The 14937-nt window shown below is 39.8% G+C and carries 20 protein-coding genes and 1 riboswitch; of the genes, 9 read left to right on the top strand and 11 right to left on the bottom strand.

Features of this window, described 5'->3' with window-relative positions:
* Positions 1-8 precede the first annotated feature (8 nt).
* The 4 genes from MKZ02_RS12825 to MKZ02_RS12810 form a co-directional block, all read right to left on the bottom strand.
* Positions 9-1202, bottom strand: a complete 1194-nt coding sequence (locus tag MKZ02_RS12825; RefSeq protein WP_340853885.1) for a bifunctional 3,4-dihydroxy-2-butanone-4-phosphate synthase/GTP cyclohydrolase II — start codon at positions 1200-1202, stop codon at positions 9-11.
* A 22-nt stretch (positions 1203-1224) separates the two neighbouring features.
* Complete coding sequence (gene ribE, locus MKZ02_RS12820) at positions 1225-1872, bottom strand: riboflavin synthase (RefSeq protein WP_120031735.1); 648 nt, start codon at positions 1870-1872, stop codon at positions 1225-1227.
* A 5-nt stretch (positions 1873-1877) separates the two neighbouring features.
* Positions 1878-2966 (bottom strand): bifunctional diaminohydroxyphosphoribosylaminopyrimidine deaminase/5-amino-6-(5-phosphoribosylamino)uracil reductase RibD, encoded by a 1089-nt coding sequence (gene ribD / locus MKZ02_RS12815; protein WP_340853884.1) that lies wholly within the window; start codon positions 2964-2966, stop codon positions 1878-1880.
* A 147-nt stretch (positions 2967-3113) separates the two neighbouring features.
* Positions 3114-3255: riboswitch (FMN riboswitch) on the bottom strand.
* A 157-nt stretch (positions 3256-3412) separates the two neighbouring features.
* Positions 3413-3634 carry a hypothetical protein gene (locus MKZ02_RS12810; RefSeq protein ID WP_340853883.1) on the bottom strand — a complete coding sequence of 74 codons (222 nt, stop codon included), beginning with the start codon at positions 3632-3634 and terminating at the stop codon, positions 3413-3415.
* Positions 3635-3762: 128 nt separating this feature from the next.
* Here MKZ02_RS12810 and MKZ02_RS12805 point away from each other — a divergent pair, with 128 nt between their 5' ends.
* From MKZ02_RS12805 to MKZ02_RS12765, 9 genes are all read left to right on the top strand, one after another.
* On the top strand, positions 3763-4443 hold the full coding sequence (locus tag MKZ02_RS12805; RefSeq protein WP_340853882.1) for a hypothetical protein: 681 nt from the start codon (positions 3763-3765) through the stop codon (positions 4441-4443).
* A 279-nt stretch (positions 4444-4722) separates the two neighbouring features.
* Positions 4723-4944, top strand: coding sequence for a hypothetical protein (locus tag MKZ02_RS12800; protein ID WP_340853881.1), 222 nt, complete (start codon positions 4723-4725; stop codon positions 4942-4944).
* Positions 4945-5475: 531 nt separating this feature from the next.
* Positions 5476-6219 (top strand): FxLYD domain-containing protein, encoded by a 744-nt coding sequence (locus MKZ02_RS12795; RefSeq protein ID WP_340853880.1) that lies wholly within the window; start codon positions 5476-5478, stop codon positions 6217-6219.
* Positions 6220-6378: 159 nt separating this feature from the next.
* Positions 6379-6546, top strand: a complete 168-nt coding sequence (locus tag MKZ02_RS12790; RefSeq protein ID WP_340853879.1) for an aspartyl-phosphate phosphatase Spo0E family protein — start codon at positions 6379-6381, stop codon at positions 6544-6546.
* Between the two features lie 822 nt (positions 6547-7368).
* Positions 7369-7641 (top strand): hydrolase, encoded by a 273-nt coding sequence (locus tag MKZ02_RS12785; RefSeq protein WP_340853878.1) that lies wholly within the window; start codon positions 7369-7371, stop codon positions 7639-7641.
* Between the two features lie 234 nt (positions 7642-7875).
* Positions 7876-8157: a hypothetical protein gene (locus MKZ02_RS12780; RefSeq protein WP_340853877.1), complete on the top strand. Its 282-nt coding sequence runs from the start codon at positions 7876-7878 to the stop codon at positions 8155-8157.
* Positions 8158-8563: 406 nt separating this feature from the next.
* The gene (locus tag MKZ02_RS12775) at positions 8564-9112 is read left to right on the top strand and encodes a DUF7010 family protein (protein WP_340853876.1); all 549 of its coding nucleotides are present in this window, start codon (positions 8564-8566) and stop codon (positions 9110-9112) included.
* Positions 9113-9237: 125 nt separating this feature from the next.
* A complete protein-coding gene (locus MKZ02_RS12770) occupies positions 9238-9636 on the top strand; it encodes a YkvA family protein (RefSeq protein ID WP_340853875.1) in 399 nt (132 codons plus the stop codon).
* 362 nt (positions 9637-9998) lie between these two features.
* The gene (locus MKZ02_RS12765; protein WP_340853874.1) at positions 9999-10598 is read left to right on the top strand and encodes a hypothetical protein; all 600 of its coding nucleotides are present in this window, start codon (positions 9999-10001) and stop codon (positions 10596-10598) included.
* A gap of 141 nt (positions 10599-10739) precedes the next feature.
* Here the strand turns inward: MKZ02_RS12765 and MKZ02_RS12760 are convergent, their stop codons facing one another.
* From MKZ02_RS12760 to MKZ02_RS12730, 7 genes are all read right to left on the bottom strand, one after another.
* Positions 10740-11177 carry a DUF1064 domain-containing protein gene (locus MKZ02_RS12760; RefSeq protein WP_445324328.1) on the bottom strand — a complete coding sequence of 146 codons (438 nt, stop codon included), beginning with the start codon at positions 11175-11177 and terminating at the stop codon, positions 10740-10742.
* Positions 11174-11362, bottom strand: a complete 189-nt coding sequence (locus MKZ02_RS12755; RefSeq protein WP_340853873.1) for a hypothetical protein — start codon at positions 11360-11362, stop codon at positions 11174-11176. Before MKZ02_RS12755 ends, MKZ02_RS12760 begins: the two co-directional genes overlap by 4 nt.
* Entirely contained in the window at positions 11359-12264 is a 906-nt protein-coding gene (locus tag MKZ02_RS12750) for an ATP-binding protein (protein ID WP_340853872.1), read from the bottom strand. Before MKZ02_RS12750 ends, MKZ02_RS12755 begins: the two co-directional genes overlap by 4 nt.
* Complete coding sequence (locus tag MKZ02_RS12745) at positions 12149-12868, bottom strand: DnaD domain-containing protein (RefSeq protein ID WP_340853871.1); 720 nt, start codon at positions 12866-12868, stop codon at positions 12149-12151. Before MKZ02_RS12745 ends, MKZ02_RS12750 begins: the two co-directional genes overlap by 116 nt.
* Positions 12869-13031: 163 nt before the next feature.
* Entirely contained in the window at positions 13032-13835 is an 804-nt protein-coding gene (locus tag MKZ02_RS12740; RefSeq protein ID WP_340853870.1) for a PD-(D/E)XK nuclease-like domain-containing protein, read from the bottom strand.
* The gene (locus MKZ02_RS12735) at positions 13789-14706 is read right to left on the bottom strand and encodes a hypothetical protein (RefSeq protein WP_340853869.1); all 918 of its coding nucleotides are present in this window, start codon (positions 14704-14706) and stop codon (positions 13789-13791) included. Before MKZ02_RS12735 ends, MKZ02_RS12740 begins: the two co-directional genes overlap by 47 nt.
* Positions 14706-14900: a hypothetical protein gene (locus MKZ02_RS12730; protein ID WP_340853868.1), complete on the bottom strand. Its 195-nt coding sequence runs from the start codon at positions 14898-14900 to the stop codon at positions 14706-14708. The genes MKZ02_RS12735 and MKZ02_RS12730 overlap by 1 nt, the downstream gene beginning before the upstream one ends.
* Positions 14901-14937 lie beyond the last annotated feature (37 nt).

Below are 14937 nucleotides of genomic sequence, written 5' to 3'. Positions count from 1 at the left end.
CTCCCTAATTAAATAGTTAAAAAATGACCTAACTTTGTTACTTTCGTTTCCAAATAGCGGCGGTTTTCATCTTTCGGTGGCATTTCCAGCGGCACGCGATCGATGATTTCTAAGCCGTAGCCTTTTAAGCCGGCAATCTTACGCGGGTTATTTGTTAACAGCTTCATTTCTTTAACGCCGAGGTCACGTAAAATTTGAGCCCCAATGCCGTAATCACGCAGATCGTCCGGGAAGCCAAGCTTTTCATTGGCTTCTACTGTATCATAGCCCTGTTCCTGCAGCTTGTACGCCTTCAGCTTGTTGATCAAACCGATGCCACGGCCTTCCTGCCTCATATAAAGCAAGACGCCGCGGCCCGCTTCTTCGATTTGCTGAAGCGCCGCATGCAATTGAGGGCCGCAGTCACAACGGTAGGAACCGAAAACATCGCCCGTTAAGCATTCCGAATGAACACGGACAAGCATAGGAGAACCATCGCTTACATCACCTTTAATAAGGGCTACATGGTCTTTTCCCGTCAAATTTTCCGTGTAGCCAACCGCCTTAAAGTGGCCGAATTCTGTCGGCAGCTCAATTTCTACTTCCCGGGTAACCAATGCTTCCTTCTTGCGGCGATATTCAATTAAATGTTGGATGGTAACGATTTTCAAATCCAGCTCTTCCGCCATCGCGAATAAATCCGGAAGTCTTGCCATCGTTCCATCTTCCTTCATAATCTCACAAATCACCCCCGCACCTTGATGGCCGGCAAGCAGCGCTAAATCCACCGCTGCTTCTGTATGGCCGGCCCGTTTTAATACACCGCCTTTTTTGGCAATGAGCGGGAAAATATGGCCTGGCCGTTTAAAATCGGCAGGCGCTGCATCCTTCTTCATCATTTCCTGAATCGTTGCTGCCCGTTCAAAGGCGCTGATCCCTGTGTGAGTCGATACGTGGTCAATGCTCACAGTAAATGCGGTTCCGTGGCTGTCTGTATTATGATCAACCATCATATTTAAGCCGAGTTGTTGGGCTTTTTCTTCTTCCACTGGTACGCAAATGAGGCCGCGGCCCACCTTCGCCATGAAATTCACCATTTCGGCATCAGCCAGGTCTGCCAGGCCGACAAAGTCGCCTTCGTTTTCGCGATCTTCATCGTCCACAACGATGATGACTTTCCCATTTCTAAGGTCTTCCAGTGCTTCTTCTATCGATGCAAACATCTTTTTCACCTCGTTTGTATTATTAGGCAAAGCCGTGTTTTTCCAACAGCTCCATCGTTACGTTGGAAGCTGGTTTTTCCGCTTGCCGATTCATCATTCGCTCTACATATTTCGCAAGCATGTCACATTCAATATTAACTGGATCACCGATCGCTTTTTTCGCTAAAATCGTTTCCTCTTGTGTATGCGGAATGAGCGAGATCGTTATTTCTTTTTCAGACACATAAAAAATTGTTAATGATGTTCCATCTAGCGCCACCGATCCTTTCGGCATCAGGTAAGGCGCCAGCTCAGCCGGATAAGTGATATCCACATAAAGCGCATTTTCAACTTGTTTCTTGCCCGATATTGTCCCGACACCGTCTACGTGGCCGGAAACGAAATGACCACCAAAACGGCCATTCGCTGCCATCGCCCGTTCCAAATTCACTTTTGATCCCCGATTTACTTTGTTCAAGGAAGTGTCCTGGAACGTTTCCGGCATAACATCAACCGTAAAACGCTCAGCGGTAAAACTTGTAACGGTTAAGCAGACACCGTTCACCGCGATGCTATCCCCGAGCTGGACATCCTCCAGCACTTTTGAGGCCGCAATTGTCAGCTGCATCGACTGGGTCCGGGCAAGCACCTCTTCAATGGTGCCAATTTCTTCGATAATGCCAGTGAACAATATTGTCACCCTTCTTTCCGTGAAGCCGTAATCTTAATATCTTGTCCGATCATTTCCACCTTATCAAACGTTAATGGAATGGACTCATCCATCGTTGGGAATCCTTCTCCCCCGAAAGGAGTCGGCGCGATTTTGCCGCCAATGAGCTTAGGTGCCATGTAAATGATCAGTCGTTGAAAGGCTTTTTCCTGGTAAAAGGAAGCATTCACTTCACCGCCGCCTTCTACGAGCAGCGTCATGATCCCTTCCTCCCCTAATTTTTTTAAAAGAAGAGGGATTGGAATATCAGCCGTTTCCAAGCGAATCACATCAGCGCCTGCGGTAATTAACGCTTCTTCTTTGTCAAGAGAGGCTTCGTTGCCACAGATAATAAGCGTCTCGGCTTCTTTGTTTTCGATTACTTTTGCAGTTATAGGAGTACGTAAATGTGTGTCTAAAATGACTCGAATGGGGTGTTTTCCTCCGTGGGGCAAACGGGTGGTAAGGAGCGGGTTGTCCTGAAGAACGGTATTGACACCGACTAAAATTGCGTCATGCTCATGTCTTAAAACATGAACATCTTCTCTTGCCGGTTCATCTGTTATCCAGCGGCTATGTCCTGTGTAGGCGGCTGTTTTGCCATCGGCTGTAATGGCTGTTTTCATTGTGACGAATGGGGTTTGATGTTGAATAAAATGAAAAAATGGTTTTAACAAGCGATCTGCTCGTTCTTGGCAAACGCCAATCTCCACTTCGATTCCGGCAGTTTTTAATTTCTGAACACCTTTTCCGCTCACTTGCGGGTTCGGATCCATCGTCGCAATAAAGACCCGCCTGATTCCAGTAGAAACGACAAGGTCCGCGCACGGCGGCGTCTTTCCATGATGTGAGCAAGGCTCTAACGTAACATATAAATCAGCGCCCTCTGCTTCTTTCCCAGCAGCACGGAGAGCATGAACCTCCGCATGGGCCGTGCCTGCTTTTAAATGGGCACCCATCCCGATCACGCGGCCGCCCTTCACGACTACCGCACCAACCGGCGGGTTCGGCGACGTCTGTCCCCTAACTCCCTCAGCAAGCGACAAGGCTAACTCCATATATTGTTCCTTTAACATTTCGCTAGTCCTCTCTCTATCCATATAATATTTTCGTCCAATGAATGGTTTACAGCCAATAAACCACAAAAGCCCCGTATATATAAAATATACGGGGCGTAAAAGGCATAGCCAAATAAGCATCTTAAAAACTTTTTTTAAAAATGCGCCATCCTTCTCCCATCCAGACTGTCACTGTCGGCTTCGGAATTTCACCGAATCCACCGCATTAAAACGAACGCGGGTCACGGACTAAGAGCCATTGCTCATCACCGCCGGTGGGGAATTTCACCCCGCCCCGAAGGATTACCTATTCAAGTTAATTCTTATTATCTCTCTAGGAATATGATTGTGTCAAGGTTTTTAATCTTCCCATTATGATTAATTTGGGTCAAAAAAAAGGTTTTTGATGAATTTGGTCACCAATTGGTCACCATGGTGACCGTGAAAAGAGGTGGCTTTATTCTTTATTTCCTCTTTGCTGATGGTACTATCTCAAATGCTTCCTCTAATTGATGCGCTGCCAGTTCTACCAATGATCCGTCTTCTAATACAAGAAAAAGCATGGCTCCTTCTATTGGCTCCAAATGCCTCAAAAAGAGCCCTGTCTTTCTGCATCGAAGATTTATATTATTTTCACTCCTGAACTTGTCCAACTCTTTAAAGCCTTTAATACTATTCAATGACAATAATATCCTCTCCTTCACACGATACATAGAACTATGTAATCAAATAATTAGAAAAACTTTCTAATTATTTCTTCCCAACCCTATTTTACCTGATAAAATAAACTTATAAATAAAAAAGGAGGAAAGAAATGAAGAAATATTTAAAGGTACTTATATCTATGGTCTTATTACTTGTCGGTTTTACAGTCTTTCATTCAACTGCAGAAGCAGCAAAAAACCCGATTAGCCCTAAACAAAGCCGAATTACATACACATTGAAAGATGCAAATGGTGTGGCTTATAAAGTGTATTTCGCCGGTGTTAGAGAGAAAAAGGCAATTGCGTCATACAGCCGTGATGATTGGGCTAGTGCTTGGGCCGGTGCTAATGAAGGAGATTTGCTTTACAAAGGGAACTACACACTCTACACACAAAAGGTTGGAACAGGTCAGATCAAGAAGTCTCGTTATTACTTTAAAGACTACACAATCAATACAAATCGTAAATCTGTTCATATGTACCCTTCTAAATATAAAGGACAACCAGATATTCTAGCTGTGAGCGAGACTGGAAGTTCCAATTATGAAGGTGCTGACTGGTACTATATGAAGAATGGCGTTTTAACGCACATTACTGAGGCAGGTTACACCGAACGTGCACAAATATTGAAAAAGAATCAGTTTCTAACTGCTTTTTATGATAATTCGGATGGAAAATGGTATTTTAGCGGTATGAACTTTAATCCAACGAAAAATACATTTGAAACCTTTACTCCAGTATATAAAAATCCTAGTGCTGTCATAAGAAATTGGAAAAAGCATTGGAACTAACAGAAGCCCCGCTCAATGTGAGTGGGACTTCTGTTATTAGTAGCGGTTGCGGTCACAAACGCCATTACTGCCATCCTAAAACCCCTGCTCGACTAGGTAGCTTAGGAGCCCACTCCCCTATAATACCCAATAAATTAAAGAGGTGATAGAGCAATGAAGTATACTTTTTTACTTATTTTATCTGTGGTAGCCCTGTTAGTGACCATCATATCCTTTTTCGTATGATGAACATTACCTCTTTATCCTGCTCAATCATTTTGATTAAAGGAGGCGGCCTATTTGACAGAAGAAGAATATAAAACACAACAGAAATGGTGTGAAGAAAACTTAGTTATGGCAGCAGAGGGACATAAGATAACTGGTCAATCTTTGACTGGCTTCAACCAATCAGTCATGCTTGGACATATTAAACCATTCTTGTCATTCGGAGAAAAGAGAAAGACTAACCTTTATCTTCGTTCAGAATTAGAAGAATACGCACGAAATAAACGTGTTCGATAATAGAAAAAACCCCTATCCGTTAAGGACAGGGGCTTTCGTCTGTTATTGTTCTTGCCTAATTTACGGATTGAACCCAAACTCTCGGCGGATATTCTGTTGAGCTGTCGAAGCTAATTCTAGCGTCAGTGTATTGAACACACGCGCTTAAACTTTTTCTTTATCCAAACAAATTTATTGCATGTAACCTTCTTCTAGTAAACTAATTCCCTTATAACCTCATAAGTATAATTCCATATAAAATTACATATTCCATAAACCAAAGGTTTTGTTATATCAATTATGTGGATCTAACGATTTTTCTTGAAATTTAAAATTATTCAAAATCAGTATTTTCTCTTACCTAATTTATTACACGCTGTCTTCTATCCAAGTTACTTATTAACTAAGTGTGAATCATTTCATGTAATTTATAGTTCCCTCTTGATAATTATATACTTTTTCATATAAATAGTTTTATCTGTTTTGTGTAAAGGTAAATTTGCAATAAGTAGTTTATTTTACCAAAACAGAATGGAAAGGAGAAAACTAAATATGAAAAAAACATTACAATTAAGTAGCCTTGTTCTTTCACTAACGCTTCTTATGATTGGTTGTGCAGATTCCACAGAAGATGCCACTCCCACTGAAACAAAAAATAATAAAGTAGAAACAGAAAAAGTTATAGAAGAAGAAATTAAAAAGCCCCAAATTAAAGATGAAAAAATTTCAGTCTTTAAAGATATAGATGGTAACAGTATTTACCACTACAGCGCCATCATCAAAAATAATGAAAAAGCTACCATTCGAATCTATCCTTATACTTTAACATTATATAAAAAAGATGGAAGCGTGGGAGATACAATGGATGCTGATGTTACCCCCATGTATCTAAAACAAGGAGATGAGTCATTCGTATCTGCATGGGGAGCGATTGATGGAATTACTCCAGAGTCTTATAACAAAACTGATGTTAATATTGACTTTGAAAAAACGGAAAAGGAGCTACTCTTACTAGATACAGAAAACGTCAAACTCCAAAAACCTGAAGATGAATATAGCAGTCCAAAGGTTACCGGCGTTATTAAGAATGCAACCAAAAAAACTGCTAAAGATATTGTTATAGCCGTTAGTTTATTTGATAGCCAAGGAAAACTATTAGCTGTACATGAAGACTTTGCTGACAATGACTTAGATGATAAAGAATCGGAAGGGTTTAGTATCGACATTCCCTCTCAAAAAGAAATTCTTAACCAAGTGTCAACTATAGAAGTAAAAGCCCAGGGATTTGTGGAGTAAACTCATTAAAAAGCCGGGACTTTCCCGGCTTTTTTCATCTGCTCAATTAAATAAGGTAAATTTTTGAAACGTTTTGTCGAATTCCTTTTTCCTTACTTTTTTAGTTGTATAATGTACAAGCTTGTAGTTTTTTATATACATTATTAGGAGAGATGAAAAGTGATTACGCAAGAAACGCCTGAAGAATTAATCACTAGGATTAACAATGTACGTAGTTTAATGATTTCAACTGGCATGAGTAAAGGTCTCAATGATTGTGAAACCTTAAAATACAGCGAAGAACTGGACAAGCTTATTAATAAATATCAATTAACAGCCTTGTCCTGAGCCTATAAAATTACAGCCATTAAAAAGTGTTTAAATTAGAGATATTGTTTAGAGGGTCACCTGTCCGTTCCCCTAGAACATATACAGGTTAATAAGTATGCCAGGAGCTTTCCTGGCTTTTTTCACATTTATTTTGTCCTTGAATAAACTGTTTTATATTCAATGGTACTCCTCTTTTACTTAATTGAATAAGACTATTGATAAGCCGGACAAAGTCTGGCTTTTTTTTGCATGCTTTCTTTATCTTTGGATAAATTAATTATAATCAAGGTTGTTTCCCTTTATCTCTTTATACATCCCTGACTTAGGCCTTGATCGGCCAGGCAAATGCCTGGCTGTTTTGTATATTCTCGTCCAAGTTGGAAATACTGTTTAAAGTAGTACTCATCTGTAGTCCTCCTTAGAATATATAGTCTAATCATTGTGCCAGGGCTTCCCTGGCTTTTTTGTGTATTCCTTTTATATTTAGGGTATATTATTACTCGTAATCAAGGTCCTTCTACAACCACCTCTACTCAACTATGATATGAACCTTATTAGCTGGGTGAAAGCCTAGCTTTTTTCTTTTTGCAAAAGCCACTTTTACCTTTAATTTCATCGAAATTTCTTGAGCAATATGAAAACTTCTATGCCTTGCTTCCCTCAGCGCTTTCACTTGACCCTTGACCCTCGACTTCATATAAGACCACAAAGCATTCAATTGCATAACTTCCACATGAAAATTGGGGAATAAAGTTAAGAAGTTTGTCCAAACAATCTTGATTCTTAATTCATAAAATATAATGTAAGTTCTTACTAAATAAAAAAGGAGGGAATTACTTTATGCATAATAAGCACAAAGATTCTGGCAAACATGAAAATAAAGACCATGAACACGAATGCAATGGATGTATTTGTGATCAATTAAGAAAGTTACAAACACAGACAGAAGTAGACGTTTTTTTATCTAGTGGCCAAGTATTAGAAGACGTAGTATTTATTAACTTTGATCGGGATAACTGCTGTGCCTTCTTTTCAGATCCTGAAACAGAACCAGGCTCAACCCTTATTGTAGACTGCCAAAGAATTGATGCGATTCGTATCGAAGCAGATTAATGTAAATTCATGAATTTCAACTGTCAAGTTTAAAGTAGTGGTCGGAAAAAGCCGGGAGCTTTCTCGGCTTTTTTTGTTTGTGTCAGTTTTTAGTCAATATCATGCTTATCATAAGAGTTTTTTTATAGTAGTTTCTTTGAATCATATTAATAAAAAATTGTAGTTTCCCTTATAATCATCCACTCCTTTCTTAGAAAATCGCATTTATTAATATTAAGAAAGGAGGTGTTCAATTTGAGTCAGCAAGACTTTCATCACTTTGCCCACAGTCTGATAGGACAAGAAGTTGAGGTTATAACAACTGAAGGTACCTATTCAGGAACCCTGTTATCTGTGGGTGGAGATTCTATTATTTTACGATCTAGAATTAATGGACGTTTAGTACGTTTAGCTATTCGGATTGCTTTAATCGTCGCTCTTTTCCGATTAGTCACCGGGCGTAGAGGACCTTTTTGGGGACCTTCTCATGACAACAGACCAAGCTCTGTAGAGCATGAGGACGACTATGATTATTAGCTAAAACAAGTACAAAATACGATTTAGATCCTCGACTATTTCATACTGTCTAAAAGCCGGGAGCTTTCCTGGCTTTTTTATTTTCCTTTTTTTAATTCTTTCTGAACTTAATTCAGTGTGTAATATTGTTTCTTCACGCACTCTTCAACTGGATCACTTACCGTCAACATGAGAGCCAATACACCTTTCCGCATCTTCCACCAGGTGAATCAGCCCCTCAGTTCAAAGGCTCTTAATCTGTGATTCTAGTAAAATGCTCATTTAAAACCCTCCTTCGCATTTTCAACGTACTATGCCATAAACCTTTTCATTATATTTATCTTGAATAAAATGATAGTAGTAAATCCATTGAAAAACTGTTAAATTATAGAAGTCGGTAATTTACTATAAAGGAGTGCATACATATATGAACCGAACACTTGAACAATTACAAACTGATATCACCTTTACTGGAAAGAAGGGCTATCCTATTTTATTATCTGGCGCCATTGTCTTTTTATTATTTACCTTTATGCCCTTATTCTTTCCAACGAAGACCCTATCTCTTATATGGATTTTTGGATTAAGTGTCATTTTCCCATTTGGAGTCCTACTAGGCAAAATAGTGAATGTTAATCTTTTATCCAGTGATAATCCATTAGGTACATTAGGTGGAATAGTTGCAGCTATACAAGCATTTTACATACCTGTATTTATCATCGTGTATACGCACATCCCTGAATATGTCCCTTTTACCATCGGGTTATTAGCAGGATCTCACTTTCTACCCTATATGTGGATTTACAAAAGCAAAGCTTACTTATTTGTCACTCTTGCCACTTGTATATCCTCTTTCATCTTAGGTGGGTTCTTTATTGAACTAGCATTTAATCTAGTCCCTTTGGCCATTTCGATTTCGTATGGAGCTGGTATTCTACTAATTCTTAGAGAACTCAAAACGGTCAAACCAGCTTAATCACCTAATAGGTGATTTTTTTATGGTTGTTACACTCCTTCACATTTTTAACAGACTACGACATAATACTTTTATTTTTCTTTCCCATTTAAGGCTTTATAATGTGTATAAGTGGGGGCGTTGAAATGAAAAATGAAAGTATTTTATCTAAACTCAAGAGTTATGCAAGAAAATTAAAACAAAATTTATTTGTTCTATACTTATCCTATAGAGACAATAGAACACCATGGTATGCAAAAGTTGTAGCAATTTGTGTTGTAGCTTATGCGTTTAGCCCAATCGATTTAATTCCAGATTTCATTCCGGTTTTAGGATATTTAGATGATTTAATCATTGTTCCCCTTGGTATCTCATTAGCCTTAAAATTAATTCCACTTCATATCATAGAAGATAATAGAGAAAAGGCTGAAGAGATGAGAAAGAACGGTAAACCTAGAAATTGGCTTGTTGGCATTCTTTTTATACTAATTTGGATATTGGTTGCAGTTTGGATTTATAAACTTGTAGTACAAGCATTTTATTGAAAAATGCTTGTTTTTTATTTAGTTAAACAACCGCCTTGCTGCACATTTTGTGTCTATCACGACTCTGAGCCGCGTTTGTTCTTTTTCCTGTTATCAATGTATACCTTTAACAGACTTTCCTCCCCCTCTTTTCGCCGTTTCAAATGCTCCTAATACCTTTTCATGAAAGACGAGCAGTGGCTTTCTTGCATATTTGATAATCCTCTGCCATTCAACGTTCAATCGCAACGCCATTGCTATGAAGTTCTCTAGATTTCAGTCTTAGAATGTTTTGAGCCTTAGAGGCATTTATCCAAACTTTAAGTAAAACAAGTTAATACAATATATAAGAGATCCTTTCACGTAAAAAAGGAGGTATTTGTGTGAATAATGAAAATAAAGGTCCTTCTCAAAATCACTGCCTCAATGACTCTCTCATAATAGATAGCGTAATATGCTCAAAAGAAGTAAAAAAAGTTACAGAATTAGATATTCCACTTCCTCTACTACCTATTCCTATTGAAATTGGTCCTGGCGGAATAATAACTCCTGAATTATCAATTACAGTAGATTCAAGTGGTATATCGCAAAATGTTATTGTTCTTAAAGATATGGTTGTTAACATAGGGTATGTTCCGGCGTCTTCTTTTGTAGGCGGTACACTTTTAGGATCGGCCAACATCCCATTTCAAGAGGAAACAGATTGTCCCGGCGTCTGCCCCGGCGATATAGCAGTTGAATCGCCTCTTCAAGTTGAAGCCATTATTATTCAACCCCTACCTAACGCAATAATACCGGCACTAATAACATTGGGTCCTACAGATATTGCCAGAGTTAAAATTATATTGCGTACGACGATTACCGTTATTCGACCAATTATTAAATCCAAAGATGGTTGCTTTAGTGACTTAAACACAGATCGTTGTAAAAACCCCTCTCCTTCAAATATCACCCTTCCTGTCCCACCTGCAAATGAAGGATAAGCAAATTACCCAATAGAATGTCAATGTACAAAGATATTAACTACGGATAAATCCTGGTTGGGTTTATCTTTTTCTGTTCGTTTTTCTTACACAGTTTGTGTCTATTGCGACCCTGAGCCGTGTCGTTTCTTCTTCCTGTTATCAACGTAGAGGCTTTCCTCCACCTCTCACCTTCTTTTTCTTCCGTATATAAGCTCGATACTCTTCCGTCGGCAAAAACCCCTCATGATCCGAGCTATATGTAAGCAGACTCAAAGTGTGAGGATACCTCTTCTCAAACAGCTTCCGCTTGATCTTAAATACTTCGGTTTCTACTCCCTTGATGTCTATCACCTCAATGCTGCCGTCCTTCTTATGCACTTCAAAATCGGCTACATATTCAATTTTCCGGTGCGTTACCCCATTCTTCATAAAAGCTTCTTGAAGCAAGTACCGCGGCTGTGTCCGGAAGAAAAGAATTTGCTCATTCGCCTGCAGCCGTTTCAGATGCTCATAATACTTGGCTTCAGCCTTGCTATCGAAAGCGATGCCGTCCACCCCAACTTTCTTAGAACCGTATTTTGACCTCACTTTCTTCAATTTGCATCCTTCCCAACGAGTTCAGTTTGCCGCATAGCTTCTCGCAACCTCTTTTTAAAGTCTGCATGTTTTTTCTCCCAAACCTCTTCTGGCATCGGTCCACACTTTGGACAAGGCTGCTTGACCCACCCAAAGCCAATGTCATTTGTGACTACATAAGTACCGTTGCATAAATTGCATGTCATCGTTTTAACCTCCAATCTATTCCTTCTGTCTCTAATAGGTATTCTCCGCATTCTCCAATTAGTCGACTCGCCGCTGCATATCCAATCTTGTCAGCCAGCGTCCCTCTGTCCTCATTGCTGTTAAAAACAATCGGCTTTTGCTTGCGGTATCGTTCGTTAATGATCGTGTAGTACATCCGTTCACGCGCCTCTGTCCAGCTCACTTTTCCAATATCGTCCCAAATAAGCACATCTGCCGATAAAGCCCCGTTTAAGAGTCGATGATAGGTTTCTCCCTCATCATCCATCTTCTTCGCTTGCATAAGCTCTTCCATGAACGACACATCCGAGACAACGAGTACATTAAATCCCTCTTTGATCAACTGCTTGGACAAAGCTATCTGTAAATGTGTTTTGCCAATCCCGAAGTTGTTATGTTGCTGCTTTAATACCGCCCTCTCTGAAGAAGGCATTTCTTTCAACCGCTGTTCTCCAAAAACGGCAATCAGTCCAAAGTTATGAGCAGGAATCATTTTCTTTTTCTCATCACCTTGCTTGACGATCTTAAACAAGGACCGGTATCTCTTTGTTAGCCCCAGCATGTCCTTCTGAACCGATGATGCAGTTTCATAGTTTTCAAAGTTCGCTTGAGTAAGCTCCTCTGGAATCATGGATTGCTTGAATCGTCGTTTCCAGGCTTTCCTCTCGCGACACTCGCAAGGCTTAGCAAACTCATATATCAGGCCGTTAGTAGCTGCTTCTTGGTAATAAACGAGCTCTGTGTCCTTGCAAATTGCACACTCGTATTCATCCACCCCAAGCTCTTCTGGCTTCTTCCAGTTCTCGATAGGCTTGTTCCACCGATTTGCCTTTGCCTGTAGATCGTCCATAACTTCTGCGATGCTGATAAACTTTCTGGCCACTCTCTTCACCTCGTTTTTTGTTAGGGTTTTTCAAGATAGATTCCACGTACTTTAAGTTGCGAGCTCCATATAAGACCGCTTCACCCATAGCATGTAAGACTAAACTTTCTCCATAATCGTCAACTAGGCTCCCTAACTTATCCGCTACAAAGCCACTAAGCTGTCCAAATCCTTCTTGTTCATAAAACTGAAAAGGATTAACCAGCGCGCGCTTATCTTCTTCATCTTCTTTATCTTTTTGTTTAGTTTTATTTAGTTTAATTAATGCGGAACGAAGTTCGGAAATATTTTCCAACCCTTGAGGAAGTTCGGAATTACTTTCCGTTCTCTCAAAAGAGATCATCTTGTAAATAGGTGCTTTTCCTTTTCTAGAAATGAAGTCTATTCGTCCTTTTTGCTTTAACTCATTTCTCACTTTTCGGAGGGTGCGATCTGTTAATCCTGTTTTAACGCATAACACCGATTCAGCCACCGTAAATGTGTCTGTCCATCCAGCCTTATTATTTATATGCATGAGTGCGTACCATAAATTAATTGCTGATGGTGACAGTTCATTTATTTCGAGCCAATCATAGAATGCGTTTATTTCTTTAATGTAGTTCACGCCTATCCCCTCCTTTCACATATAGCGAATCCATTCTTCACTCTTTTAATCACGTAGTCTGGATAACACTTGTTCATATACTGCAAGATTAGCTGTTTCAATTGTTCTTTACTTTGAGCTTCCTCCCATAGCCGCTGAGGAAGAAGAACGCGGATTTGTATGATCATTGCCAGATCAACTCGCCAACCTCTATCGTGTCATTTAACTGTTTGGTCATTCGGCAGTAATCACATTTCTCACAACGAATAGGGTCTACTTTTCCAGCTTTCACTTCGATCAGTCGCTCCATTTTCATTTCAATGTATTCATACTCGAAGTCGAAGCGAGTTTCATCGAAATGCAGCACCGCTTTATTCGGTGGGTTTTCCTTTGTTACTGCAACGATATAAGGTGTATATGTACTTCCTGTAGCCTCCTGTAACACTCTTCGATACAAAGCCATTTGAAGCACATAATCCCAAGCTTCCACGAAGGAAACCCAGTTATCATACTTAACTGACCAGTACCGTTTATAGAGGTCTTGTGTTGTTTTCAAATCACTAAATGTCCGGCGGCCATGATGAATGCTGTCCACTTTAATCTTCCAATCTGCTCCGAATAAGTGAGCTGTGTAAATTTCTTCTTTCTCCCCTTCTAACGCAAACATAGCGAAAGGATCTGCTTTTAATGTTTCGATCATTCGATCCGCTGTTTCAAAGTCTGAATACTTACCGCCACGTGATTTGAAGATTGCCCTATTGTTTTCTTCAATGAACTGTTCAAATGCCTGGTTACTTTCAAAAGCTGCATGAACATAGGAGCCGACTAACAAGGCGTTGGAGTGGGGCTCTTGGTAAGCCCCAGCTAATTCCGCCATTGTTTTTGCCTCACACTCAATAAAACTTTTAAACTGTGAAACAGAGAAGAATTTTTGATTAGCCTCAATCGAATGATAGTTCTCCTTGGTCAAAGTCCATGTCTGCAGCACTTGGCTTCACCTCTTCTTTCTTCTCTTCTCCTTCCTTCTGATATTCAGCATCATCTTGATTTTCACTTTCGAAAGACTTAGCTAGTTGGCTTTGTTTCTTTTTCTTCGAAGTACTCTTATCAAACCAACCTTCCACTTTGGACATCCCGTCTTTTAAGGAGTTAAAGATCTTGATAAGTTCTAAATAGTCATACTCCGTAAAAGCTTCCGCATTGTAGCCAAACCTTTCTTCGATCATGTCCTGTGTAACACGATGCTGTTCTTTAAAAGCTTTTAATGCACTTGCGACCCGATCTTTTAATGGTCCCTTGTTGTTTCCTCGGAGTGTTTCTTCACATTCGGCAATTGCTTTGTCAACGATATCTCCTGGAATAATGCCTAAGATGCAGGCACGTAATCGGCGGGAACCGTCATTTGCTACTTTTTCATAGATATCTCGTGGATCGGTTAACTGCTTTAATCCTTTTTTCGTTCCAATGCTGTGTTTCACAGTGAATGTCTTTTCTTGTCTAACGTTCGTTTCAAGATCCCAAGCGTATGCCATAGCAACCGATTCTCCTGGACGCTGTTCTAGTTCCTTTACGCCGAATGAAATGTTGCCCCAGTTTTGAGCAAGCACTTCCGCTAATCGGATGGAAGGTCCAGTCACCTTTGTTCCTCCACGTGGATATTGATACATGGCAACCTGCGCTAAGGCAGGTCGCTTACAAGAATCTAAAATGCGCTGTTCAGACTGGAAAACGTTACGTGGAAATTGCTTCGCCAGAAAGATCGCTCCTTTTACCTCTTCCATTTCACGGGAAGCTGAAGCTTGTCCGAGTACTCCTGGTTGCTGTTGTTGCTGATTAAATTGTTCAGTTAACTGGTTCATTAAACGGCCTCCTTAATAATCACTGATAGTAAATCGTTATATTGCTTAACAAGTTCCTTTAAATCTGCATGTGTACCTACTCCAGCAACGGCTTGACTGACTCCTATATACACAGAATCTAAAGCTCTCTTATCGTCCATATCCGGAAAAGTCTGTTTTGTTCGATTGAAGTGACTCTCTAAACAAATATCCATTCCAATCCGCTCCTCTTGATTCAGTTTTCAAAGTCCG

This window comes from Pseudobacillus sp. FSL P4-0506, from assembly GCF_038003025.1.
Classification (GTDB): Bacteria; Bacillota; Bacilli; order Bacillales; family Domibacillaceae; genus Pseudobacillus.
This window is presented reverse-complemented; position numbering and strand designations above follow the sequence as displayed.